Here is a 22,426-nt window from a genome sequence, read left to right as displayed (position 1 = left end):
GATGCCCCGTGGCGAAACCACCGTCGGACGCGTCATGGCACAGATCGCGATGGTGATGAACCTCGACAAGTGCATCGGCTGCCACACCTGCTCGGTCACCTGCAAGCAGACGTGGACCAACCGCACCGGAGTCGAGTACGCCTGGTTCAACAACGTCGAGACCAAGCCCGGCGTCGGCTATCCGCGCCGCTACGAGGACCAGGAGCACTGGAAGGGCGGCTGGATGCTCGACCGGCGCGGGCGGCTCGTCCTGCGCTCCGGCGGCAGGGTCAAGCGGCTGCTGTCGATCTTCTCCAACCCCGACCTGCCCGCCATCGAGGACTACTACGAGCCGGTCACCTACGACTACGACAACCTCGTCAACGCCCCCGCCCGGCAGGACATCCCGGTCGCCCGTCCCCGTTCGGTCCTCACCGGCCGGCCGACCGCGATCACCTGGGGCGCCAACTGGGAGGACGGCCTCGGCGGCGCGCCCGAGCACGCGGGCGCCGACCCCGACCTGAGCGGTGAGTGGGCCCGGAAGGTGAAGTTCGAGTTCGAGCAGACCTTCCTCTTCCACCTGCCCCGGCTGTGCGAGCACTGCCTCAACCCGGCCTGCGTGTCCGCCTGTCCGTCCGGCGCCCTGTACAAGCGGGTCGAGGACGGCATCGTCCTCGTCGACCAGGACCGCTGCCGGGGCTGGCGGATGTGCGTGACCGCGTGCCCGTACAAGAAGGTGTACGTCAACCACGCCACCGGCAAGGCCGAGAAGTGCACCTTCTGCTTCCCCCGCATCGAGGCCGGGCAGCCCACCGTCTGCTCCGAGACCTGCGTCGGCCGGCTGCGCTACCTCGGGCTGCTGCTGTACGACGCCGACCGCGTCGGCGAGGCCGCCGCCACACCGGACGAGAAGGACCTCCTCGACGCCCAGCGCGGCGTCTTCCTCGACCCGCGCGACCCCGAGGTGATCGCGGCCGCACGACGCTCGGGGATACCGGAGGACTGGCTGGAGGCGGCCCGCCGCTCCCCGGTGTACGACCTGGTCGCGCGCTTCGAGGTGGCGCTGCCGCTGCACCCGGAGTACCGCACGATGCCGATGGTCTGGTACGTCCCGCCGCTGTCCCCCGTGCTCGACGCCGTCGACGCGGCGGGCGGGAACCAGGACGACCCCGACCACGTCTTCGCCGCCGTCACCCGGCTGCGCATCCCGCTGGAGTACCTGGCGGAACTGTTCACCGCCGGGGACGCCGACGTCGTCGCCGGCGTGCTGATGAAACTCACCGCACTCCGCTCGTACATGCGCGAACGCACCCTCGGCGAGTCGGGTGACGAGGCCGTGCTGAAGGCCGTCGGCCTCACCGCCCGCGAGGCGAAGGACCTGCACCGGCTGCTCGCCGTCGCCAAGTACGCAGACCGGTACGTCGTCCCCGCCGCCCACCGGGAGGACGCCGCCGCGCTCACCGCGACGGAGAACCGCTGCCCGGTCGAGACCTCCGACGACGCCGGGCCCAGCAAGGTCATGCTCGACATCCCCACCCTGCGCCGCGACACCACCGCCGGAGGACGTCCGTGACCCCGCTGCCTGCGACAATCCCCGCCCTCGTCGGCACCCGCGTCCGGGCAGCCGTGCGCCGTCCCGCCCGGCTCACCGCCGAGGAGACGGCGGGCCGAGCACTGGTCCTGCGGCTGGTGTCGCTGCTCCTGCAGTACCCCGACGCCGAACTGAGCTCGGCCCGGCGGGAGTTGACGACCGTGGTGGAGGCGCTTCCGGCCACACCCGTGGCGCGGCACCTGGCCAGGTTCACCGACTCGTTCGCCGCGCTGGACCCCGAGGCGCTGGAGCGGCACTACGTCGAGACGTTCGACCTGCGCCGCAGGAGCAGCCTCCACCTCACCTACTACCTGCACGGCGACACCCGCCGCCGCGGCATGGCCCTGCTCACCCTCAACCAGCGCTACCGGGCCGCCGGCTGGGACATCGACGGCGGCGAACTGCCCGACCATCTCCCGGTCGTGCTGGAGTTCGCCGCCCTGGCGGGCCCGGGCGGCGGAGAGGCGCCGCTGCGCCAGCACCGGCGCGGGCTCGAGCTGATCCACCGGGCGCTGACCGACGCGGACTCGCCGTACCGGCACGTCCTGGCCGCGCTGCTCAGCCTGCTGCCGCCGCCCACCGAGGCGGACCGCGCGGCGGTGGCCCGGCTCGCCGCCGAGGGACCGCCGGACGAGGAGGTCGGCCTCGACCCCTACGGGACCTATGGCGACGGGGAGTTCGCCCCGCCGGGCACGTTCGTGCCGCCGACGACCGCTCCGCCGACCCGTGTGCCGCCCGCGACCCCGACCGTCACCCGCAGGGAAGGCAGCCGATGAACGCCGCAGCACTCGCCCGACCGGCCGCCACGCCGGTGAACGGCACCGACCTGTTGGTGTGGGTCGCCTTCCCCCACATCTGCCTCGCCGTGTTCGTGCTCGGGCATGTCTGGCGCTACCGGCAGGACCAGTTCGGCTGGACCACCCACACCAGCCAACTGCTGGAGCACCGTTGGCTGCGCTGGGGCAGCCCGCTGTTCCACCTCGGCGCCTTCATGGTGATCGCCGGGCATGTCGTGGGCCTGGCCGTGCCCGCCTCGTGGACCGAGGCGGCCGGCATCTCCGAGCACGCCTACCACACCTCCGCCGTCCGGGCCGGTTCGGTGGCGGGCGTCGCCATGGTCACCGGGCTGGGCATGCTGTGCGCCCGCCGACTGCTGACCCGCCGGATCCGGCTCACCACCGACCGCAGCGACAAGCTCCTCTTCCCGCTGCTGTCCGCCACCGTCCTGCTGGGCATCACCGCCACCGCCGCCCACAACGTGTTCGGGCCCGGCTACGACTACCGGGAGACCGTGTCCGTCTGGTTCCGCGGCCTGTTCACCCTCCAGCCGCAGCCGGAGGCCATCGCGGGCGCACCGTTGCTGTTCCGCCTGCACGCCCTGACCGCCTGTCTGCTCTTCGCCGCCTGGCCCTTCACCCGGCTGGTGCACGTATGGAGCGCCCCGATCGGCTACCTCGCCCGGCCCTACCTGGTCTACCGAAGGCGGGCCGCACCGGCAGTGGTCCCGCAGCCCGGCGGCCGCCCCCGGTCGGCCTCCGGCTCCCGGTGAGCCGCATGCGCCACGGCCCCGCCGACATCGGCGAAGGAGTCCCGCGAGCGCTCCGGAGCACGGATCCGGGGCGGAGGGCCGGCCGGGCCCGACGTGAGGACCGTCAGCCCGGCGGCCGGGACCCACGGCCCATGCCGCCCGGGTGTCCATGAGCGGACAGTGGCCGCAGGGCCGCAGCCGCAGATCCGCGAGCAAGAGGCCGGCGGACCGCCGGACCCCGGCCGCAGAACCACCGTGAGCAACAGGGAAGGAACGGACGTCATGGTCCAGTCTTCGACGACGGAGAGCAGCAGGACGGCCCCGGGCACGCCGACACCCGGCCGGGCCTGGCGGATGCTGGCCCTGGCCACCCTCGGGTTCGCCGTCAACTTCTGGGCCTGGGCGCTGCTCAGCCCGCTCGGCCCCCGCTTCAAGGACAGCCTGGAACTGACCTCCTTCCAGCAGTCGCTGCTGGTGGCCGTGCCGGTCGTCGTCGGCTCCCTGGGCCGCATACCGGTCGGTGCGCTGACCGACCGGTTCGGCGGACGCGTGATGTTCCCGATCGTCTCGGCGGCCACCATCGTGCCCGTGCTCTACCTGGGATCGGCCGGACACTCCTCGCTCACCGGACTGCTCGTCGGCGGGCTCTTCCTCGGCATCGGCGGCACCGCCTTCGCCGTCGGGGTGCCCTTCGTGAGCGCCTGGTTCCCGCCCGAGCGGCGGGGTCTGGCGATCGGCGTCTTCGGCATGGGCATGGGCGGCACCGCGATCAGCGCCCTCACCACGGTGAAGCTGGTCGACGCCCACGGCATGGCGAACCCCTTCCTGATCACCGCGGGCGTCCTGGCCGCGTACGCCGTCCTGGCCGCGGTGGTCCTGCGCGACGCCCCTGGACGCACCGTGCCGACCGAACCGCTGGGCCGGCGCCTGACCGCCACGCTGCGCCTCGGCGTCACCTGGCAGGCATCCGCCCTGTACGCGGTGGCCTTCGGCGGCTACGTCGCCTTCTCCGTCTACCTGCCCACCTACCTCAAGACCGGCTACGGACTGCCCCAGGCCGACGCGGCCGACCGGATGGCCGGGTTCGTGCTGCTCGCGGTCGCCATGCGGCCGGTGGGCGGCTGGCTGTCGGACCGCGTCGGCCCGGTGCGCGTGCTGGCCGGTGCCCTGGGTGTCGTGCTGGCCGGGGCGCTCGCGCAGTCCTTCACACCGGCCCTGACACCCGTGGGCACGATCGCGTTCCTGGCCATGGCCGCCGCGCTGGGCGCGGGCAGCGGTGCGGTGTTCGCGCTGGTGGCCCTGCTGGCCCCGGCGAACAAGGTCGGCTCGGTCACCGGCGTCGTCGGCGCCGCGGGCGGGCTGGGCGGCTTCGTACCGCCACTGCTGATGGGCTCGCTGTACGGCACCTACGGCTCGTACGCGATCGGCCTGGTCCTGCTGGGCGTGGTCGCGGCGGCGGCGCTGGCCTTCACCGAGACCGGTGTGCGCCACGCCCTCACCCGCCGCACGCCCACCACCCGCTGAACGGGCGCGGAGCAGCACCGGAGTCCTTCGACGAACACGACGAGCTCGTCACCCTCATCAGCCACGTACGCGACGCCCGGCGCGACGGCGACATCGCCGGCACAGCCGAAATCGTCCACTCGCTCCTCGCGGGAAACGTCCTGCGCGGCGGAACCGCACTGGAGGCGCTGCCGGAACGCGTCCGGTCGCAACAGCGGGGCCGGCCGACCGCGGTCACCTCCTGACGGCCTCAGGCGTCGGGCGGCACGGTCTCGAACTCCCGCTCCAGATGACCGGTGTCCAGGCGTCGCCGCAGGGCGTTCCGGCGGTGAACGGCCGTCAGCGCCGCCCGCAGCGGGGAAGGCGGGACCGCGAGAACGGGGCAGACGGCGTGGGCGAGGCAGTAGCGTCCGACCGACGGCCACAGCGCGCGGCGCAGCCGGCCCCGCCCACCGGCGCCGACGACGAGGATGTCGCCGTCCTGGTCGGCGATCCGCACCAGCGCCGGCCCGGGAGCGCTCCGTACGACGAGCGCCTGCCCGGGCAGCCCGGTGCCGGCGCTGCCGAACACGCCACGCAGCGCTCCCACGAGCCGTTCGCTCGCAAGCCGCTCCCACTCCGGGACCAGGGCGGCCGTCGCCGGGATCCGGTGGGCGGTGAGATCACCCTCCGGCGGCTCCCAGGCGAGCACCGGCCAGAGCTCCGCACCTCGGAGCCGGGCCTCGTCGGCAGCCCGGCCCAGGACAGCGAGGCACCCCGGCGAGCCGCTCACTCCCACGACGACACGAGCGGACGAAGGCCCGGGGGACTCGGACATCGCTCTCACCTTCTGCACGAGCCGACCGGGGCTCCTGGTCGGCGATCACTTGCGGAACCGTCTCCATCTCACCTCCCCCCGAGGGCTCTCGACAGTTCGTGCACCGGTTCTTGGCGCCCCTTTGACGGTGTTCCGGCGCCCTCCCGCCGGCACTGTCAGCGTCCCGTCAAAGACACCCGGGTCCTCGTCAGCGTCCCGTCAGGGCCGGTCCGCCGGCCGAGGGCCGCGGGCATAACGTCGGCAGCGAACCCCGGTCCGCCTTCCCACGACCGGGGAACCACAGGTCCGGTCCCACTCTCCCCGCCCTTCGGGAGGCACCCCATGACAGCACTCGTCCACGGCGAAGACCCCGAGCCCGCCGAACGGTTCCCGGCCGGACCCCTGTACGTACCGGTCCGGCCGGGACCCTCCGGGTGCGCGGCCCGGCTCTTCCGCACCCCGCTCGGCGACCGTACGGCCGTCGGCTTCACCTCCGAGCGCCGGCTGACCGCCACCCTCGGCCCCGGCCAGGCGTGGATCCGGCTCGCCGAGTCCGCGCTGCGCGCGCTGACCGCGCCGCTCGGCGTCACCGCCGTCACGGTCGACCCGCAGTTCACCGCCGCGGCGCCCGCACGGCTCGTACCGGTTCCCCCCGTCCCACCGGCCGGGCCGGTCACGCACGAGACGTCCGCGCTGCGGACCGCCTGAGAGGGGCAGCCACCATGAGCACGGTTCACGAACCCACCACCACGCCCGGCGCCGTCACCGCCGCGGTCGGCCTGTCGGTGTGGCCCGCCTCCACCCGCGAACACCCGCACGGCGACCTCGCCGTGGGCGGTGTACCGCTCGCCGAGCTCGCCGACCGCTTCGGCACACCCGTCTACGTCCTGGACGAGGCCGAGGTCCGCGACCGCTGCCGCACCTACCGCGACGCCTTCCCCGACGCCGAAGTCCTCTACGCGGCCAAGGCGTTCCTGTGCCGCGCGATGGCCCACTGGATGGACGAGGAAGGCCTCGGCCTCGACGTCTGCTCCGCCGGCGAGCTCGAACTCGCCGTCATCGCGGGGTTCCCGCCCGAGCGGATCGTGCTGCACGGCAACGCCAAGTCCCCGCGCGACCTGGAGGCCGCCCTGCGCCTCGGTGTCGGCCGCATCGTCATCGACAGCCCCTTTGAGATCGCCCGGCTGGCCGCCGCCGTCGGCCCGCACGGCCACCAGAAGGTGATGGTCCGGGTGGTGCCCGGCATCAGCGCGGGCGGCCACGAGAAGATCCGCACCGGCACCGACGACCAGAAGTTCGGCCTGTCCATCGCCGACGGGTACGCGGCGCACGCCATCGCGCGCATACTCGACCAGCCCCAGCTCGAACTCACCGGCCTGCACTGCCACCTGGGCTCGCAGATCACCGGGGTCAAGCCGTACCTGGGCGCCGTGCGCCGCATGGTCGGCCTGATGAGCCGACTGCACGAGCAGCACGGCCTGGTCCTGCCCGAACTCGACCTCGGCGGCGGCCACGGCATCGCCTACCGCCCCGGTGAGCAGGCTCTGGACCTCACCATGCTGGCCCGTAAGGTACGCGCCGAACTCACCGAAGCCTGCGCGACGGCCGGACTGCCCGTCCCCCGCCTGATCATCGAACCCGGACGGGCCATCGCCGGACCGGCGGGCATCGCCGTCTACCGCGTCCTGTCCGTCAAACGCACCGGCGAGCACGTGTTCGTCGCCGTCGACGGCGGCATGAGCGACAACCCGCGCCCCGCCCTGTACGGCGTCCGCTACGCCCCGCGCCTGATCGGCCGGCCCGGCACCGCCGCCCCGGCCCTGGTGACCGTGGTGGGCCGGCACTGCGAAGCGGGCGACGTCCTCGCCGCCGACGCGGCCCTGCCCGCCGACGTACGCCCCGGTGACCTGATCGCCGTCCCCGTGGCCGGCGCCTACCACCTGTCCATGGCCTCCGGCTACAACCTGGTCGGCCGCCCGCCCGTCGTCGCCGTGCGCGACGGACAGGCCCGCCTGCTGGTCCGCCGCGAGTCCCTGGAGGACGTCCGCCGCCGTGACGTGGGCCTGTGACCGGCCTGCTGAACTCCCGGGCGGGCCGGTCCTTCATCCCCCGCCGACCGAACCGCCCCGGGCCCACCCGCGCTGTCCGCGGCCGTCAGGGCCGAGGCCCGTCGACGCGCGCGTCCAAGGCCTCGTCCAGGGTCTTCGCCGCCATGATGAGGGAGAGGTGGGTGAACGCCTGTGGAAAGTTGCCGAGTTGCTCGCCGCTGGGTCCGATCTCCTCGGCGAACAGGCCGACATGGTTGGCGTACGTCAGCATCTTCTCGAAGGTGTAGCGGGCCTGCGGGAGGCGTCCGGCGCGGGCGAGGGCGTCGACGTACAGGAACGTGCACAGGCTGAACGTCCCCTCGGCGCCGCGCAGTCCGTCCGGGGAGGCCGCGGGGTCGTAACGGTAGACGAGGCTGTCGGAGACCAGGACGCGGTCCATGGCGTCGAGGGTGCTCAGCCAGCCCGGGCTGCGGGGGGCCAGGAAGCCGACCCGGGGGGCCAGCAGCAGGGAGGCGTCGAGGACGTCGCCGTCGTAGTGCTGGACGAAGGCGCGCTGTCGTTCGCTCCAGCCGCGCTCCATGACCTGTTCCAGGATCGCGTCCCGGGTCCGCGTCCAGCGCGCGAGGTCGGCCGGCCTGCTGAACTCGGCCGCGAGCTTCAGCCCGCGGTCGAACGCGGCCCAGCACATCACCCGGCTGTAGGTGAAGTCCTTGCGCCCGCCCCGGGTCTCCCAGATGCCCTCGTCGGGCCGGTCCCAGGAGTCCGCCAGCCAGTCCAGGGTCCTGGCCAGGTTCTTCCACCCGTGATAGCCCGCCTGCTCGCCGACCGCACGGCCCTCGGCCAGGGCGTAGAGGGCCTCGCCGTATATGTCGAGCTGGAGCTGTTCGGTCGCGGCGTTGCCGATCCGCACCGGGCAGGACCCGCGGTAGCCCTCGAAGTGCTCCAGGGCCTCCTCGGGCAGGTGCGGGTTGCCGTCCACCCGGTACACGATCTGGAGGGGTTCGTCGCCAGGACCGTCGCCGCGTTCCAGGCGCTCGCCGAGCCAGTGGGTGAAGCGCGCCGCCTCGTCGACGAAGCCGAGGTCGAGCAGGGCCCGCACCGACAGCGAGCCGTCCCGCACCCAGGTGTACCGGTAGTCCCAGTTGCGCTCGCCGCCGATCTGCTCCGGCAGTCCCGTGGTGGCCGCGGCGACCGGCGCGCCCGTGGGGGCGTACGTGAGGAGTTTCAGCGTGATCGCCGAGCGGTGCACCATGTCCGTCCAGCGGCCGCGGTACCGCGAGGTGCGCACCCACCGCTGCCAGAAGTCGACGTTGTCCCAGAGCTCGGCGGTGATCCGCTCGGTGCTGGGGGGCGGTGGCGGCTGTCCGCCCGGCGCGCAGACGGTGAACACCGCGACCGCCGTCTGCCCGGCGTGCAGGGTGATGCCGCCCCGGACGTCCTGCCCGTCCCGTTCGAGGGGGACACCGGTCTGGAGGTGGGCCGTGGTCCCCGGGGCACGGAACGTCGCCGTGTGGGGCGTCAGTTCGAGTTCGTGCGCCGCCCGCCCGTAGTCGAACCGAGGCCGGCACTCGAGACCGAAGTGCACGGTGCCGCGCACCGCGCGCACGACCCGCACCAGGGTGTGCCGGTCGGTCGCCGTCGGGCCCGGCAGCACCGGCATGTAGTCGATCGTCTCGCCCACGCCGTCGGGCGACATGAACCGGGTCACCACCACCGCGCTGTCCGGGTAGTAGAGCTGCTTCCAGGATCCCTCGGGGTGATCGGGCGCCAGCCGGAAGTGACCGCCGCGCTCGTGGTCGAGCAGGGCGGCGAAGACGCTCGGGGAGTCGAAGCGCGGCGCCGCGAACCAGTCGATCACCCCCTGGGACGACACCAGGGCCGTGGTCTGGAGATCACCGACGAGACCGTGCTCGGCGATGGGCGGATAGCGGTCCATGCCGGTCTCCTCGTCACGCCGTCCCGGCCGTCACCCGTCCGCTGCGGACGGCGTCCAGGAGCGCCCGGTGGTCCCTCTCGTTCTGGTCGGCGTAGCGCTCGGCGAAGAGCACCAGCGCATGGTCGAAGACGTCGCCCCCGCCCAGATAGGAGGCGATCGCGATCCGGTCGCCCGACCTGGCGTGCGCGCGGGCCAGCGTGGCCCCGCACAGCTCGCCGAAGGCCCGCATCCCGGCCGGCACCATCGACTCCGGCTGCGCGGCGCCCTTCCAGTCCCGCAACTGCCGTACGTAGAAGTCGCGCCGGCGGCCGTCGATGCCGTCGGCGCGTCCCCAGCCCAGGAAGATGTCGCTGGTGGCCTGCATCAGCCGCTGGCCGGAGACCACCCGCTCGCCCTGCGTGGGGTGGTCGCCGGCCCCGGCGAACGGCTCCAGCACCGATGGGGCCGCCTCCTTGGCCTGGAGGACGAGCGGATCGTCGTCGTCCCGGCCGAGCAGCAGCACGATCCAGCACCGGGTGCCCACGCTGCCGACGCCGACCACCTTGCGGGCCACGTCGCCGAACCGGTACTGCTCCAGCAGGAACCGCCGGTCCGGCTGGAGACTGTGGCCGTAGTGCTCGATCAACCGGCGCAGCTGCTCCTCCAGCGCACCGCGTTCGACATCGGGGAGCAGGTCCTGGAGCGGGGTGATCAGCGGCGGGTCCGCGGCGATCCGGGGCCTGCCGCCGACGACGCGGGTGAGCTTGGCGAAGGCCTGGCGGCTGTCCCGGGTACGCGCCTTCGCCACCGACTCCTCCCAGCGGGCCCGGGTCCGCGCGCTCCCCTCCGACACGAAGCGGTCCCGCACCCACTCCTCGTCGAACCGGGCGTACCAGACGGGCAGATCGCCCATCCCGGCATAGCGCCGCATCCACTCCCGGTAGGAGCGGACCGTCGACCGCACGACGCCGGCCCGCTCCTGGTCGCTGAAGCCGTTCGCCCGGCCCGCGACGACGAAACTCGCCGACAGCCGCTTGACGTCCCACTCCCAGGGGCCGGGCAGCGTCTCGTCGAAGTCGTTGATGTCGAACACCAGCCGGCGCTCGGGCGATGCCAGCAGCCCGAAGTTCAGCAGGTGCGCGTCGCCGCACAGCTGCGTCCTGAACCCCGACCGGGGCGTGTCGGCCAGGTCCCCGGCCATGACGGCGGCCGCCCCCCGGAAGAAGCGGAACGGCGACTCGGCCATCCGGCCGTAGCGGAGCGGGACGAGTTCGGGCACCCGGGTCGCCGACTGCGCCTCGAGGACGGCCACCGGATCCGGCCGCTTCACGGTGGGCGCGAACTCGACGTGGCTGGAACGGGGCACGGACGACCGGGCGGCCTTGCCCAGCGCGGCGCGCTCCTGCGGAGTGCGGTGCCGGGTGCTCGCATCGGTCGGGTGAGGGGTGGTCATGGCACTCGCTCCGAGTGTGGTCGGCGGGGGATCGACCGCGCCGATGCCCCGGAGGATGCCTCGCGTCGACGTCCTCGGAGCGTGTCAGGACCCGCCGGGAGAAGCGGACGTCTCAGCCGGACACCACGGTAGCCCCGGGCCCCGCGCCCGGCGAGTCGGGCCGGGCGGGACGGCCGTCGGAGGCCGGGCGAGGAGTTGTGGGTGGGGGAGGGGACGGCGACGATGAGTGCATGTGCGGTTCCACGGCCGGGTGCCGCGTGCGGCGACCAGGGTCGGCCCGGCATGATGCGCCGGACCGGTCCTAGGGGGCGGCGATGGTTCTTGACCTGCTGATCCTCGGTCTGGTGATCGCTCTGAACCCGCTGCCGGTCACCGGGTTCGTGCTGGTGCTGTCGGCCCCGGGCGGGATCTGGAACGGGTTGGCGTTCGTGCTCGCCTGGCTGACCTGCTTCGTCGGGATCATCGCCGTGGTGCTGGCCATGACGGGCGGTCAGCCGCCGCCCCCGAGGTCCCCGCCGTCCGAGGCCGCGCTGGCCGCCAAACTCGCCATCGGCCTGGGGCTCGTGTGGTACGCGGAGCACGCCCGCCGCAGGCTGGGCACCCGGCAGAAGCCGTCCGGAGGCATGTCGCGGGTCGACCGGATCAATCCGTGGAGTGCCGCCGGCCTTGCCCTGCTCCTCCAGCCGTGGGGATGTGTGGCCGCCGGTGCCGCCACGGTGGTGGCGGCCGACCTCTCCCACGCGGCCGCGTACGCGGCGCTGTTCGGCTACTGCCTGCTGGCCAGCTCCAGCCTGCTGACCATGGAGGTCTACGCGACCTTCGCCCCCGAAGCGGCCGCCGAGCGGCTCGGGAAGCTGCGCGCATGGCTGGAGGGCCACAAGGAGCAGACGATCGTCGCGGTCTCGCTGCTGGCGGGGCTGTGGCTGGTGGGCCGCAGCATCTACGGACTGACCTCCTGAACCGGGGCCGAGGCCGGCAGGTGCCGTACGCCGTGCACACGGGCTCGCCGCGCCGAGTTGCCGCGTCCGGGCCGCGCCGCGTTAATGGTGGGGCGCCCGGCCCGGGCCGTGATCCGGCGCATCTCGCTGTGTCACACGGAGGTCCGGATGGACATGATCCACGTCCGGGCGGTGAGCCCTCAGGACCTCACGGAACACGCCATGGCCCTGCTGCGGGCCGAGCCGTGCGTGGTGAACCTGGTGCTCCAGCCGGGCAGCGTACGCAACCCCGACGGCGACGCCATCGAGTGCGACGTCCTGACCGGTGCCGCGAACGACGTGTTGCGCGGCCTGCGCGACCTCGGACTCGGGCGGCGCGGCTCGATCGTCCTCGACCCGGTCGACACCGTGTTCTCCGACCACGCGGCGAAGGCGGGTGCCGAGGTGTTCGGCGCCCGGCTGAGCGCGCCGGTGTGGGAACAGGTGGAGGCTCACATCCGGGCCGAGGGGAGATACCCCCCGAGCTTCTACCTCTTCCTGCTGATCGCGGGGATCATCGGCGCGGTGGGCATCTTCACCAACTCCCAGATCCTGATCGTCGGGGCCATGGTGGTCAGCCCCGAGTACGGGGCCATCACCAGCGTCGCCCTCGCGATCGACCAACGTTCGCGGCGGGGGGTCCGGCGCGGGCTGGGGGCCCTGTTCGAGGGCTTCCTGCTCGTGATCGCCGCGACCTTTCTCTTCGCGCTCGTCGTCCGCGGCTTCGAGCTGCAACCACGGGCGTTCGCCCTGGGGCTGAGGCCCGTCGCGAACCTCATCCACACGCCGAACTTCTTCTCGGTCGTGGTCGCGGTGCTGGCCGGGGTCGCCGGAATCGTCTCGCTGGCCGAGGCCCGCACGCGAGCACTGCTCGGCGTCTTCATCTCGGTGACCACCATCCCGGCGGCGGCCGACATCGGCGTCTCGTGCGCGTTCGCCGCATGGACCGAGGCCCGCGGATCGCTGCTCCAACTGCTGCTCAACATCGTGGTGCTGATCGTGGTCGGGACCGGAACCCTCAAGTGCCAGCGCGCGATCTGGCGGCGGGTCGGCGCACGCGGCCGAACCCGGTCGGCCTGAACCGAAATGCGGCCGCATCCGACCGGTGATGCAATGGACTCCGATTCAGGGACAACGCCGTGACCAGCCAGAGGTGACATCGTGGGCGATGAGTTTGTCGAGATGGGACCGATCGATTACGCGGTCGTGGAGTTTCCCGGAAACCACATGACCGGTGAGGGTTTTCCGCTGCTGGTCGACCTGGTGGAGCGCGGCATCATCCGAATTCTCGATCTGATGTTCATCGGAAGAGAACAGGACGGAACCGTGGTCGGTATGGAGATCACCGACTTCACCGGCGACGGGGCGCTGGACCTGGCCGTCTTCCAGGGAGCGTCCTCCGGACTGCTGGGCCACGACGACGTGCAGGAGGCGGGCGCCGCGCTGGAACCGGGCAACTCCGCCGGGATCATCGTCTACGAGAACCTGTGGGCCGCGCCCTTCGTCACCGCCCTGCGCCGCGGCGGCGCGCAGCTCGTCGCCTCCGGACGCATCCCGGTGCCGGCCGTCCTGGAGGCGCTCGACCTGACGGACGAGGCCGTCGCGGCCGAGACCCGGCAGACCCCGACGGCCTAGCCGTATCGACCCGCAGCGCGGTGACGGAAGACCAGGTACTCCTGGGCCTCGCCCTGATCGTCGTACTGGCGACGGGCTCCCAGGTGGTGGCGCACGTACTGCGCGTCCCCGCGCTGATCGTCCTGCTGCCGGTCGGCTTCACGGCCGGCACGCTGACGGACAGCGTCAACCCCCAGGCGCTGCTCGGCGACGCCTTCTCCCCGCTGGTCTCGCTCGCCGTCGCGGTGATCCTCTACGACGCCGGGCTCGGCCTCGACCTGAGCAGGCTCCGCAACCACACGCGACGCGTCGTGGTCCGGCTGATCTGGATCGGAACGCTGGTCACCTGCGTCTCGACGGCCCTGGTGGCCGCACCGCTGCTCGGTATGTCACGGAGCGCGGCGGTGATGCTCGGGGCGATCATCATCGTGAGCGGGCCGACCGTCGTCGGCCCGCTGCTCGGCTTCGTCCGGCCGACCGAGCGGCTCCAGCGGATCCTCGTCTGGGAGGGAACCCTGATCGACGCCGTGGGCGGCGTCCTGGGCGCCCTGGTCTTCCACGCCATCGTGGCGGGCGAACACCGGGGCGTCGCGGGCCGGCTCGGGCAGTTCCTGCTCAGCACGGCGGTCGGTGTCGCGGGAGGCCTGGTCGGAGCGGCCCTGCTGGTGGCGGCGCTGCGCAGGCTCGGGCTCGGCGAGGTGCTGGGCACGACGGTGCAACTCGCCGTCGTGGTCGGCGTGGCGGCCGCCTGCGACCTGGTGCGCGACGACACCGGACTCATCGCCGCCGTCCTGATGGGCCTGGCCGTGGCGAACCTGCCCGGCCTGGACGAAGCCGTCCGCAAGCCGTTCTTCGAGACCCTCGTGAACCTGGTCATCGGCCTGCTGTTCATCTCCATCTCGGCCACCGTCACCCCGCAGTCCCTGAGACATGTGCTGCTGCCGACCCTCGGGCTCGTGGCCGTCCTGGTCCTGGTGACCCGGCCCGCGGTGGCGGCCCTGTCCACGCTGGGGACCGACGTGCCCGCCGGGGAACGCCGCTTCCTCGGGTGGATGGCACCGCGCGGGATCGTCGCCGCCGCCACCGCCTCGACGTTCGCGGCCACCCTGGCCGACAAGGGGATCGGCGGTGCGGCGAGGATCCTGCCGGCCACCTTCGTGGTGATCGTGGCCACGGTCACCCTGTACGGGCTGAGCGCGGTGCCCGTGGCGCGACGGCTGGGCGTGGTGCGCCCGGCCCGTTCGCGCCCGCTGCTCGTGGGCGGCGATCCCTGGGTGGTCGACCTGGGCCGGGCCCTGCGTTCTGTGGGTCTCGACGTGGTCATGTGGGCGGCGCGCGAGGCGGAGCGCGACAGCATCAGGGCCGCCGGGATCGAGCTCGCCGAGGGGGAGTTCATCGCCGCGGCCACCGGCGCCGGTGCGGAGGCCGAGGGTCTCACCAGCGTCCTGCTCCTGACCGGCGAGGACGACTTCAACGCACTGGCGGCCATGAACCTGGAGGGCAGTGTCGAGGGCACCGTCCACCGGCTCGGGGCGTCCGTGGAGGACCGGGGGGTCATCGCCCCTTCCCTCCAGGGGCGGGTGCTCTTCGCTCCCGAACTCACCGCGCCCGAACTGGCGCGCCGCCATGCCGGGGGCGTCCGTGTCGTGACCCGCCGGGTCGAGGGCCCCCTGGAGGCCGGGGCCCGGCTGCTGTTCCTGGTCCGCGACGACGGCAGGCTGCTCCCGGTCACCCGTGCCGGCGGCCCGAGTCCGCGGCCGGGGGACATCGCCGTACTCCTCACGGCTTGAGGGCCGGGCCGCGCTCGAGCCGACGGGGGGCCGGCCGACTCGGATCGGCCGACCGGGGACCGGCTCGGTACTGGAGTCGGTCGGTCGGGCCGGATCGTGCTCGGATCGGCCGACCGGGGACCGGTTCCGTACGGGAGTCGGCTGAGGCCCGGTCGTACTCGGATCGGCAGGCCGGGCCGAAGTGCGGTGGTACGCGCGCGGTGCTCCAATGGAGTCCGGCGAGCGCGCGGGCAGCCGCGCGCCGGCCGGCAGTCAGGCAGATCGGAGGCCGGACGGACAGTCACGCGCCTCCTGCGAGAAGGGAACCGCCGTGCCAGGTCTCCTCCGCGGGGTAGCCCGCACAGCCGTGGTGGCCGGCACGGCCACCGCCGTGTCGAACCGTGTCTCACGCCGTCAGCAGGGCCGCTGGGCCGAGCAGGAGTACCAGCAGGCTCAGGCGCAGGCCGCTCCGCCGCCCGTGGCGCCTGCTGCCCCGGCCGCGACCACCACCCCGCTCACGGACGACATGAGCAGCAAGATCGATCAGCTGAAGCAGCTCGGTGACCTCAAGGCCCAGGGTGTTCTCACCGAGGCGGAGTTCGCGGAGCAGAAGCGCAGGCTCCTCGGCTGACCTGTCGCCGCGGGCGCGGACCACGAGGACGCGGTCAGGCTCCCGACGACGCCCGCACGCGGTCGCGCGGGCGGGCGTCGTCGGGAGCCGGTCGCCGCGGTGGGCCGCCTCAGCGGGCCGTTCCGAAGTCCTGCGTCCAGTAGCTGCCGGGCTCCGCGAGGCCGACGCCGATCTCCTTGAACGTGCAGTTCAGGATGTTGGCCTTGTGGCCGGGGCTGGCCATCCAGCCGGCCATGACCTGCTCGGGGCTCGCGTAACCGAAGGCGACGTTCTCGCCGTAGGTGCTCCAGATGTAACCCGCCCGGGTGATCCGGTCGCCGGGGGCGGACCCGTCGGACCCGGTGTGCGACATGTTCTGGTGCGCCGCCATGTCGGCGCTGTGCGCCTGGGCGGCCTTCGACAGGGTCGCGTTCACGGTCAGGGCCGAGCAGCCGACCTTGTTGCGCTCGGCGTTGGCGAGCTGGACGACGCGCTCGGTGGCCGCGGTCGCCGTGGCGGTGGCGGTGGCCGAAGGCGTCGCGGCGGGCTTGGGGGTGTTGGCCGGCTGCGGGGTGACGGCGGGCTTCGGCGTGCTCGTGGCCGTCGGTGTGTGCGCGGGCGCGGGGGTGGCCGAGGCGGGCGGCGCGGTCCACGGAACGTGCGGAGCGTGCGTGCCGTGTCCGGCCGTCGCGGCCGCCTTGGGCTTGTGGGTCTTGGTCTTCGCCCGGTGGGAGGGGGCGTCGGCCGAGGAGGTGGCCTTCGTCGCTGCCGTCGTGGTGGGCGTGCCGCTCTCGCCGTCCCAGGCGCGGTTCCAGACGAACTGGTCCCGCCAGTCCGCGCTCAGGGTGTGCGCCGCGGTGGGGGTGGAGCCGGCGGCCCCGCCGCCCGGCCAGTCGACACAGGCCATGGCGGCGGACGGCACGCCCACCGTCGCCACGGCGACGGCGGTGATGACTATCCGCCGGAACTGCTTGCTCTTGCGATGCCTTGCCATGCGTGACCTCACTCGGTAGTCGCGGAGCGCCCTCGTGCGGCTGGCTCTGCGCGGACTCCGCTTCTGCGAGCGCGGAGACGTCCTGCCGGTCGACATTCTTAGGACGTCCTCATATAGGGCGCAAAGGGCCCCTGCACCACCTCGCTACTACGTCGCTTCGTAGGCTTTGGGGGTCCTTGTCACGGGGGTGGGGGCGTGCTGACCGTGCGTCCGTGGCGCCCCTCGCACGCCTGTCGGCACGTCAGAAACCCTCAAGGGCAGGACGGTGGGGGCGCACGCCGGGCGGGTGGATCTTCATGGCTTCGGACGGAATGTCCGCTTGGGTCAAGACGGACAAATCTCATATGTCGCCAGAGCGGCATCTACTACCCGGCATGGTTGATGCGGGGAGCCCGGGTGACGCATGTCACGGAACCAGGTCTTCCGGTTATGGCCGGTCTCCGTCCGGCGCTCGACGCGGCCCTGTCAAGCCCGCGCGTGCTTTCAGGTGACCTCACCGCCTGTCTCCGCGGTCGAGGGGTTCGGCAGCCCCGACCATCGCAGTCGGCGGGGACGTACTCGCCCGCACCTCGCCCGCCGGGAGGCAGTTGTGCACATCCTGCTCGTGGCCGACGCGTTCAACAGCCTCACGCAGCGTGTCCATGCCGAACTGCGGGATCGCGGTCACACCGTGTCGGTGGAGCTCGCGCTGCCCGGCCGGTCCCTGCCGGAGGCCGTCCGGCGGCACGCGCCGCAGCTCGTCCTGGCGCCGATGCTGAAGACGGCCGTCCCCCGGGAGGTGTGGTCGGAGTACACCTGTCTGATCGTGCATCCGGGTCCGGTCGGCGACCGGGGTCCGTCCTCGCTCGACTGGGCGATCCACGAGGGTGTCGACCGATGGGGTGTGACCGTCCTCCAGGCCGAGGAGGAGATGGACGCCGGTGACGTGTGGGCGTCCGTCGCCTGCCCGCTGCCGGCGGTGGGCAAGAGCGACCTGTACCGCAACGAGATCGCCGACGCCGCCCTCGCGGCCGTCCTGCTCGCGGTCGACCGCTTCGTGAGCGGAACCCATGTGCCGCTCGATCAGCGGTCGCTCGACGGAGACGGCCCGGTGGCAACCGCCCTTACGTCCGCGGGCGAGACCGCCCCCGCCTCCGCCTCGGCGACGGAAGCCGCCCCCGCCTCCACGGCCGAAGCCCTCCCCGTGTCCGCGGCCGAAGCCGCCCCCGCCTCCGCGGCGGAAACCATGCCCCCGTCCGCACTCGCCGGCCCGCCCGGGCTCCCGGCCGCCCTGGTCGTCCCGCCGCGCACCCGTCCCTACCTGGACCAGAGCGTCCGGCGCATCGACTGGTGTGCGGACGACACGTCGACCGTCCTCCGCAAGCTGCGGGCCGCGGACTCGCGGCCCGGGGTGCTGGACCCGCTGCTCGGCGGCGAGTGGTACCTCCACGGCGGTCACCCCGAGACAGCGCTGCGCGGCCGTCCGGGCGAACTGCTGGCCACCAGGGCCGGGGCGCTGTGCCGGGCGACGAGGGACGGCGCCGTGTGGATCCCCGAACTGCGGCCCCGCCGTCGGCCGGGCGGGCCGCGCACCTTCAAACTGCCCGCCACGCAGGCCCTCGGCGACCGGCTGCCCGCGCTGCCGGAGGTGCCCGCGCCCCCGTTGTCGTACCCGCGGGCGCGCCACGGCACCTGGACGGACATCCGTTACCGGGAGGACGGCGAGACGGGGTTCCTCTCGTTCTCCTTCCCGGGCGGCGCGATGAGCACCGGGCAGTGCCGCCGTCTGCTCGCCGCCTACCGGGAGGCCTGCGAGCGGCCGACCACGGTGCTCGTGCTCGGCGGCCGACGGGACTTCTTCTCCAACGGCATCCACCTCAACGTCATCGAGGCCGCCGCCGACCCGGCCGCCGAGTCCTGGGCGAACATCAACGCCATCGACGACCTGGTGGAGGCGGTGCTCACCACGACGGACCGGCTGGTGGTCGCCGCCGTGGCGGGCAACGCCGCGGCGGGCGGCGTGATGCTCGCGCTGGCGGCCGACGAGGTGTGGTGCCGTTCGGGCGCCGTCCTGAATCCGCACTACCGGCTGATGGGCCTGTACGGGTCGGAGTACTGGACGTACACGCTGCCGCGTCGGGTGGGCCCCGCCGCGGCCGGGCGGATCATGAGCGAGGCGCTGCCGATGAGCGCCGTGGGCGCCCGGCGCGTGGGCCTCGTGGATCAGGTGCTCGAGTGCGCTCCGGAGGACTTCCCGGCGCGGGTCGGAGCCCTGGCGGCCCGGCTGGCGTCACTGCGGGGCACCGGTGCGCGCATCGTCGCGAAGAAGGCGGAGGCGGAACGCCGGGAGGGCGTGGCGCCACTGGCCGGTTTCCGGGAGCGGGAGCTGACCCGGATGCGACGGACGTTCGAGGATCCCGACGCCCCCTACCACGCGCTGCGGCGCGCGTTCGTCCGCAAGGACGGCCCACTGCGTTCATGACATCGCCGTCACCGGAACGGCCCACGCAGACGACCCACCGGGTCCGGATCGCTGATAGCAAGAAGAGTGATGGTCGAAATACAGGCCTTTGTTCCTCAACACCACGAGGAGGCGGTCCCATGACTGCAGCAACGCCGAGCCCGGTCGACGCTGCGGACGGCGGAAGCACGCCCGCGGACGAGGCGCCCACGATCCACATCCTCTGGATCAACGCAGGGCTGAGCTGTGACGGCGACTCGGTCGCGCTGACGGCCGCCATGCAGCCGAGCATCGAGGAGATCGTGCTCGGAGTGCTGCCCGGCCTGCCGAAGATCCAGGTGCACTGGCCGCTGATCGACTTCGAGTGCGGTCCGGTCGGCGGCTCGGACACGTTCATCGAGTGGTTCTTCAAGGGGGAGCGGGGTGAGATCGACCCGTTCGTGCTCGTCGTCGAGGGGTCCATCCCCAACGAGGCGATCAAGCCCGAGGGCTACTGGTGCGGCTTCGGCGACAACCCGGAGACCGGTCAGCCGATCACGACCAGCGAGTGGATCGACCGGCTCGCCCCGAAGGCGCTCGCGGTCGTCGCCATCGGCACCTGCGCCACGTACGGCGGCATCCACGCCATGGCCGGCAACCCGACCGGTGCCATGGGCGTGCCCGACTACCTCGGCTGGGACTGGAAGTCGCAGGCCGGCATCCCCATCGTGTGCGTGCCCGGCTGTCCGATCCAGCCCGACAACTTCTCCGAGACCCTCACGTACCTCCTCTACCAGGCCGCCGGTGCCGCCCCGATGATCCCCCTGGACGACAAGCTGCGTCCGGCCTGGCTGTTCGGCGCCACCGTGCACGAGGGCTGCGACCGTGCCGGCTACTACGAACAGGGACAGTTCGCCGAGACGTACGACTCGCCTAAGTGCCTGGTCAAGCTCGGCTGCTGGGGTCCGGTCGTCAAGTGCAACGTGCCCAAGCGCGGCTGGATGAACGGCATCGGCGGCTGTCCGAACGTCGGCGGCATCTGCATCGCCTGCACCATGCCCGGCTTCCCCGACATGTTCATGCCCTTCATGGACGAACCGCCCGGGGCCAGGGTCTCCAGCACGGCGAGCGGCGCGTACGGCGCGGTGATCCGCAAGCTGCGGTCCGTCACGGCCAGGACCGTGGACAAGGAGCCCAAGTGGCGCCAGACCGGGGAGCGCATCACCACCGGCTACCGGCCGCCGTGGTGAACCCCCGCCTCATGTGAGCCCGAGCCCCATGCGGGCCACCGGTCCATGTGAGTCCCCGCCCCACGTGGGCCACCGGTCCACGTGGGTCACCGATCCATGTGAGCCCCCCGACCCGACCCACCTCCCCCCACACCCGCGCGCGACGAAGGGCACGGCACACCGAGATGGCACCGACGACGAAAGCGGCCGGAGACGGCACCGGCCTGGTGGAGATGGCCTGGGACCCGATCACCCGGATCGTGGGCAGCCTGGGCATCCACACCAAGATCGACTTCAAGCAGAAGCGGGTCGCCGAGTGCTACAGCACCTCGTCGGTCTTCCGCGGCTACAGCGTCTTCATGCGCGGCAAGGACCCGCGCGACGCGCACTTCATCACCAGCCGGATCTGCGGCATCTGCGGGGACAACCACGCCACCTGTTCGGTGTACGCCCAGAACATGGCGTACGGCGTGAAGCCCCCGCACCTCGGCGAGTGGATCCTCAACCTCGGTGAGACCGCGGAGTACATGTTCGACCACAACATCTTCCAGGAGAACCTGGTCGGGGTCGACTACTGCGAGAAGATGGTCAAAGAGACCAACCCCGGTGTCCTGGAACTGGCCGAGCGCACCGAGGCCCCGCACGCCGGCGAGCACGGCTACCGCACGATCGCCGACATCATGCGCTCGCTGAACCCCCTCGAGGGCGAGTTCTACCGCGAGGCCCTCCAGGTCAGCCGCTACACCCGGGAGATGTTCTGCCTGATGGAGGGGCGCCATGTGCACCCCTCCACGCTCTACCCGGGCGGCGTCGGCACGATCGCCTCCGTGCAGCTCTTCACGGACTACCTCAGCCGCCTGATGCGGTACGTCGAGTTCATGAAGCGCGTGGTGCCGCTCCACGACGACCTGTTCGACTTCTTCTACGAGGCCCTGCCCGGATACGAGGAGGTCGGCCGCCGGCGCGTGCTGCTCGGCTGCTGGGGGGCGCTGAACGACCCCGAGTACTGCGACTTCACGTACGCCAACATGACGGACTGGGGCCGGCGGATGTTCGTCACGCCCGGTGTCGTCGTCGACAACAAGCTGGTCACCAACGACCTCACCGAGATCAACCTCGGCATCCGCATCCTGCTGGGCAGCTCCTACTACGAGGACTGGCAGGGCCAGGAGCAGTTCGTCACGCACGACCCGCTCGGCAACCCGGTGGACCCGCGCCACCCGTGGAACCAGCACACCATCCCCGCCCCGCAGAAGCGGAACTTCGACGACAAGTACAGCTGGGTCATGTCGCCGCGCTGGTTCGACGGCAAGGACCACCTCGCCCTGGACACCGGCGGCGGCCCCCTCGCCCGTCTGTGGTCCACCGCCCTGTCGGGGCTCGTCGACATCGGCGGGGTCAAGGCCACCGGGCAGAGCGTGGTCATCACCCTGCCGCGCACCATGACCAAGCCGGAGACCACCTTCGAGTGGAAGATCCCCCAGTGGTCCAACGCGCTGGAACGCAACCGCGCGCGCACCTACTTCCAGGCGTACTCCGCCGCCGTCGCCCTGCACTGCGCGGAGCAGGGGCTCGCTGAGGTCCGGGCCGGACGGACCCAGACCTGGGAGAAGTTCGAGGTCCCGGACGAGAGCATCGGCTGCGGCTTCACCGAGGCGGTCCGCGGTGTGCTCTCCCACCACATGGTGATCCGCGACGGCAAGATCGCCAACTACCACCCGTACCCGCCCACCCCGTGGAACGCCAGCGTCCGCGACTCCTACGGCACCCCTGGGCCGTACGAGGACGCGGTCCAGAACACCCCGATCTTCGAGGAGAACCCCCCGGAGAACTTCAAGGGCATCGACATCATGCGAACCGTCCGCAGCTTCGACCCCTGTCTGCCGTGCGGCGTCCACATGTACGTGGGCGGCGGCAAGACCGTGCAGAAGATGCACGTGCCCACCGGACTGAGCGGACTGGGCGGTTGAGCGCGGTGACGCCGACGCACCCGACGAACGC

At 72.4% G+C, this 22,426-nt stretch carries 18 protein-coding genes; 14 read left to right on the top strand and 4 right to left on the bottom strand.

Translation table 11 applies throughout. The features are described 5' to 3' along the window. The first annotated feature begins 1 nt into the window (after nucleotide 1). The 4 genes from narH to ACZ60B_RS31535 all read left to right on the top strand — a co-directional run bounded on the left by narH (nucleotide 2) and on the right by ACZ60B_RS31535 (nucleotide 4,622). Complete coding sequence (gene narH / locus ACZ60B_RS31550) at nucleotides 2-1,552, top strand: nitrate reductase subunit beta (RefSeq protein ID WP_469392974.1); 1,551 nt, start codon at nucleotides 2-4, stop codon at nucleotides 1,550-1,552. Further along, nucleotides 1,549-2,346, top strand: coding sequence for a nitrate reductase molybdenum cofactor assembly chaperone (gene narJ / locus ACZ60B_RS31545; RefSeq protein WP_469392972.1), 798 nt, complete (start codon nucleotides 1,549-1,551; stop codon nucleotides 2,344-2,346). The genes narH and narJ overlap by 4 nt, the downstream gene beginning before the upstream one ends. Continuing rightward, nucleotides 2,343-3,119, top strand: coding sequence for a respiratory nitrate reductase subunit gamma (gene narI, locus ACZ60B_RS31540; RefSeq protein ID WP_469392970.1), 777 nt, complete (start codon nucleotides 2,343-2,345; stop codon nucleotides 3,117-3,119). Before narJ ends, narI begins: the two co-directional genes overlap by 4 nt. 261 nt (nucleotides 3,120-3,380) lie before the next feature. Then, entirely contained in the window at nucleotides 3,381-4,622 is a 1,242-nt protein-coding gene (locus ACZ60B_RS31535) for an MFS transporter (protein WP_469392968.1), read from the top strand. A gap of 229 nt (nucleotides 4,623-4,851) precedes the next feature. Here ACZ60B_RS31535 and ACZ60B_RS31530 read toward each other — a convergent pair whose 3' ends face one another. Then, nucleotides 4,852-5,418, bottom strand: a complete 567-nt coding sequence (locus tag ACZ60B_RS31530) for a universal stress protein (RefSeq protein ID WP_469392966.1) — start codon at nucleotides 5,416-5,418, stop codon at nucleotides 4,852-4,854. A 321-nt stretch (nucleotides 5,419-5,739) separates the two neighbouring features. On the opposite strand from ACZ60B_RS31530, the gene ACZ60B_RS31525 reads away from it, so the two are divergent. Continuing rightward, nucleotides 5,740-6,105 carry an SAV_915 family protein gene (locus tag ACZ60B_RS31525; RefSeq protein WP_469392964.1) on the top strand — a complete coding sequence of 122 codons (366 nt, stop codon included), beginning with the start codon at nucleotides 5,740-5,742 and terminating at the stop codon, nucleotides 6,103-6,105. A gap of 14 nt (nucleotides 6,106-6,119) precedes the next feature. Beyond that, complete coding sequence (gene lysA / locus ACZ60B_RS31520) at nucleotides 6,120-7,466, top strand: diaminopimelate decarboxylase (protein WP_469392962.1); 1,347 nt, start codon at nucleotides 6,120-6,122, stop codon at nucleotides 7,464-7,466. An 85-nt stretch (nucleotides 7,467-7,551) separates the two neighbouring features. On the opposite strand, the gene ACZ60B_RS31515 is transcribed toward lysA, so the two are convergent. Both ACZ60B_RS31515 and ACZ60B_RS31510 read right to left on the bottom strand, forming a co-directional pair. Beyond that, nucleotides 7,552-9,381 (bottom strand): glycoside hydrolase family 15 protein, encoded by a 1,830-nt coding sequence (locus tag ACZ60B_RS31515; RefSeq protein WP_469392960.1) that lies wholly within the window; start codon nucleotides 9,379-9,381, stop codon nucleotides 7,552-7,554. Between the two features lie 13 nt (nucleotides 9,382-9,394). After that, complete coding sequence (locus tag ACZ60B_RS31510; RefSeq protein WP_469392958.1) at nucleotides 9,395-10,813, bottom strand: DUF2252 domain-containing protein; 1,419 nt, start codon at nucleotides 10,811-10,813, stop codon at nucleotides 9,395-9,397. Nucleotides 10,814-11,127: 314 nt separating this feature from the next. On the opposite strand from ACZ60B_RS31510, the gene ACZ60B_RS31505 reads away from it, so the two are divergent. From ACZ60B_RS31505 to ACZ60B_RS31485, 5 genes are all read left to right on the top strand, one after another. Further along, nucleotides 11,128-11,772, top strand: coding sequence for a GAP family protein (locus ACZ60B_RS31505; RefSeq protein WP_469392956.1), 645 nt, complete (start codon nucleotides 11,128-11,130; stop codon nucleotides 11,770-11,772). A gap of 147 nt (nucleotides 11,773-11,919) precedes the next feature. Then, nucleotides 11,920-12,870, top strand: a complete 951-nt coding sequence (locus tag ACZ60B_RS31500) for a DUF389 domain-containing protein (RefSeq protein WP_469392954.1) — start codon at nucleotides 11,920-11,922, stop codon at nucleotides 12,868-12,870. A gap of 102 nt (nucleotides 12,871-12,972) precedes the next feature. Continuing rightward, nucleotides 12,973-13,425: a DUF6325 family protein gene (locus tag ACZ60B_RS31495; protein WP_469392952.1), complete on the top strand. Its 453-nt coding sequence runs from the start codon at nucleotides 12,973-12,975 to the stop codon at nucleotides 13,423-13,425. 20 nt (nucleotides 13,426-13,445) lie between these two features. After that, the gene (locus tag ACZ60B_RS31490; RefSeq protein WP_469392950.1) at nucleotides 13,446-15,194 is read left to right on the top strand and encodes a cation:proton antiporter; all 1,749 of its coding nucleotides are present in this window, start codon (nucleotides 13,446-13,448) and stop codon (nucleotides 15,192-15,194) included. A 310-nt stretch (nucleotides 15,195-15,504) separates the two neighbouring features. After that, nucleotides 15,505-15,804: an SHOCT domain-containing protein gene (locus ACZ60B_RS31485; RefSeq protein WP_450663380.1), complete on the top strand. Its 300-nt coding sequence runs from the start codon at nucleotides 15,505-15,507 to the stop codon at nucleotides 15,802-15,804. A 109-nt stretch (nucleotides 15,805-15,913) separates the two neighbouring features. On the opposite strand, the gene ACZ60B_RS31480 is transcribed toward ACZ60B_RS31485, so the two are convergent. Beyond that, the gene (locus ACZ60B_RS31480; protein WP_469392948.1) at nucleotides 15,914-16,777 is read right to left on the bottom strand and encodes a CAP domain-containing protein; all 864 of its coding nucleotides are present in this window, start codon (nucleotides 16,775-16,777) and stop codon (nucleotides 15,914-15,916) included. 589 nt (nucleotides 16,778-17,366) lie between these two features. On the opposite strand from ACZ60B_RS31480, the gene ACZ60B_RS31475 reads away from it, so the two are divergent. The 3 genes from ACZ60B_RS31475 (at nucleotide 17,367) to ACZ60B_RS31465 (ending at nucleotide 22,395) form a co-directional block, all read left to right on the top strand. Continuing rightward, nucleotides 17,367-19,238: a hydrogenase maturation protein gene (locus ACZ60B_RS31475; RefSeq protein WP_469392945.1), complete on the top strand. Its 1,872-nt coding sequence runs from the start codon at nucleotides 17,367-17,369 to the stop codon at nucleotides 19,236-19,238. Nucleotides 19,239-19,357: 119 nt separating this feature from the next. Then, nucleotides 19,358-20,446, top strand: coding sequence for an NADH-quinone oxidoreductase subunit B family protein (locus ACZ60B_RS31470; RefSeq protein WP_469392943.1), 1,089 nt, complete (start codon nucleotides 19,358-19,360; stop codon nucleotides 20,444-20,446). A gap of 164 nt (nucleotides 20,447-20,610) precedes the next feature. Further along, on the top strand, nucleotides 20,611-22,395 hold the full coding sequence (locus ACZ60B_RS31465; protein WP_469392941.1) for a nickel-dependent hydrogenase large subunit: 1,785 nt from the start codon (nucleotides 20,611-20,613) through the stop codon (nucleotides 22,393-22,395). The last annotated feature ends 31 nt before the right edge of the window (nucleotides 22,396-22,426 follow it).

This window comes from Streptomyces sp. NPDC104096 (assembly GCF_055584385.1).
Note: the sequence above shows the minus strand (reverse complement) of the source record. Positions and strands in the feature narration are given on the sequence as shown.

What these genes read in the sequence shown, in the direction of transcription:
- ACZ60B_RS31525 (WP_469392964.1), top strand. Translation starts at nt 5,740, where the DNA reads ATGACAGCACTCGTCCACGGCGAAGACCCCGAGCCCGCCGAACGGTTC.
- narI (WP_469392970.1), top strand. Translation starts at nt 2,343, where the DNA reads ATGAACGCCGCAGCACTCGCCCGACCGGCCGCCACGCCGGTGAACGGC.
- ACZ60B_RS31530 (WP_469392966.1), bottom strand. Translation starts at nt 5,418, where the DNA reads ATGTCCGAGTCCCCCGGGCCTTCGTCCGCTCGTGTCGTCGTGGGAGTG.
- lysA (WP_469392962.1), top strand. Translation starts at nt 6,120, where the DNA reads ATGAGCACGGTTCACGAACCCACCACCACGCCCGGCGCCGTCACCGCC.
- ACZ60B_RS31470 (WP_469392943.1), top strand. Translation starts at nt 19,358, where the DNA reads ATGACTGCAGCAACGCCGAGCCCGGTCGACGCTGCGGACGGCGGAAGC.
- ACZ60B_RS31480 (WP_469392948.1), bottom strand. Translation starts at nt 16,777, where the DNA reads ATGGCAAGGCATCGCAAGAGCAAGCAGTTCCGGCGGATAGTCATCACC.
- narH (WP_469392974.1), top strand. Translation starts at nt 2, where the DNA reads ATGCCCCGTGGCGAAACCACCGTCGGACGCGTCATGGCACAGATCGCG.
- ACZ60B_RS31535 (WP_469392968.1), top strand. Translation starts at nt 3,381, where the DNA reads ATGGTCCAGTCTTCGACGACGGAGAGCAGCAGGACGGCCCCGGGCACG.
- ACZ60B_RS31465 (WP_469392941.1), top strand. Translation starts at nt 20,611, where the DNA reads ATGGCACCGACGACGAAAGCGGCCGGAGACGGCACCGGCCTGGTGGAG.
- ACZ60B_RS31510 (WP_469392958.1), bottom strand. Translation starts at nt 10,813, where the DNA reads ATGACCACCCCTCACCCGACCGATGCGAGCACCCGGCACCGCACTCCG.
- ACZ60B_RS31500 (WP_469392954.1), top strand. Translation starts at nt 11,920, where the DNA reads ATGGACATGATCCACGTCCGGGCGGTGAGCCCTCAGGACCTCACGGAA.
- ACZ60B_RS31515 (WP_469392960.1), bottom strand. Translation starts at nt 9,381, where the DNA reads ATGGACCGCTATCCGCCCATCGCCGAGCACGGTCTCGTCGGTGATCTC.
- ACZ60B_RS31505 (WP_469392956.1), top strand. Translation starts at nt 11,128, where the DNA reads ATGGTTCTTGACCTGCTGATCCTCGGTCTGGTGATCGCTCTGAACCCG.
- ACZ60B_RS31495 (WP_469392952.1), top strand. Translation starts at nt 12,973, where the DNA reads ATGGGACCGATCGATTACGCGGTCGTGGAGTTTCCCGGAAACCACATG.